This is a genomic window from Falsiroseomonas sp. HC035 (genome assembly GCF_050563525.1).
Taxonomy (GTDB): domain Bacteria; phylum Pseudomonadota; class Alphaproteobacteria; order Acetobacterales; family Acetobacteraceae; genus Falsiroseomonas.
Genome location: NZ_JBNXUN010000067.1, coordinates 1 through 1188 on the forward strand (window position 1 = coordinate 1; position 1188 = coordinate 1188).

Annotated in this window: 1 protein-coding gene; it reads left to right on the forward strand. The window is 70.4% G+C overall.

Annotated elements, in window-relative coordinates; all coding sequences use genetic code 11:
* Positions 1-1188: IS5 family transposase (locus ACLF3G_RS29455; RefSeq protein WP_430672933.1), on the forward strand; the 1188-nt coding region annotated here is incomplete at both ends.

Genomic DNA, 1188 nt, shown 5'->3' on the forward strand with positions numbered 1-1188 from the left:
TGGGATCGCTTCGCCACTGCCTTCGGCCCGCTCTACCGCGACGGCATTGGCCGGCCTGGACTGCCGACCCGCCTCATGGTCGGGTTGCACTTGATCAAGCACATGGACGGCCTCTCCGATGACGCCGTCTGCGCACGCTTCCTTGACAGCCCCTACGTCCAGCTCTTTTGCGGCGAAACCCATTTCCAGCACACCCAGCCGCTCGACCGCTCCTCCATGACCCGCTGGCGCAAGCGCATCGGCGCCGAGCGGCTCGAACTGCTGCTCGCCGAGACGCTCGCCGCCGCGACCCGCATCGGCGCCGCCGAGCCGAAGCACTTCGAGCGCGTCACCATCGACACCACCGTCCAACCCAAGGCGGTGACGCACCCGACCGACAGCAAGCTCATCCACCGCGGCGTCGAGATCCTCGGCCGCCTCGCACGCCGGCACTGCATCGCGCTGCGCCAGTCCTATACGCGCGTTTCGACCCATGCCCGGCGCGAGGTCGCGACGCTGATCCACCGTGGCCGCCACCGCGAGGCCGAGCGCGTCGTCCGGCGCATGCGCACCTGGCTCGGCCGTCTGGCCCGCGACATCACGCGCAAGATCACCGACGCCGCCGAGGCGGTGCGCGCTGACTTCGCCACGCCGCTCGAGCGCATCGCCCAGCTGCTCCGACAGCGCCGCGAAGACCGCGGCCGCGACAAGATCTATGCCCTGCACGCCCCGGAGGTGGAGTGCATCGGCAAAGGCAAGGCGCGCACGCGCTTCGAGTTCGGCGTGAAGGTCTCCCTCGCCACCACCAACCGCCCCGCACTAGGCGGGCAGTTCGTGATCGGCGCCCGTTCGCTGCCGGGCAATCCCTTCGAGGGACACGCCCTCGCCGCCCAGATCGCCCAGGCCGAGCGCATCACCGGCGTGCCCGTCGCGCGCGCCTATGTCGACCGCGGCTATCGCGGCCACGACGCCGACAAGGCCCGCGTCTTCCTCTCCGGCCAGAAGCGCGGCGTCACGCCGACCATACGTCGCGAGATCAGGCGGCGTGCCGGCATCGAGCCGGTGATCGGCCATCTGAAGAGTGATGGCCATCTCGGCCGCAACTTCCTCGCCGGCGCCAGCGGCGACGCCATCAACGTCACCCTCGCCGCCGCCGGCCACAACCTTCGCCTCCTCCGCGCATGGCTGATCCGCCTTCTTGCGTTCCTC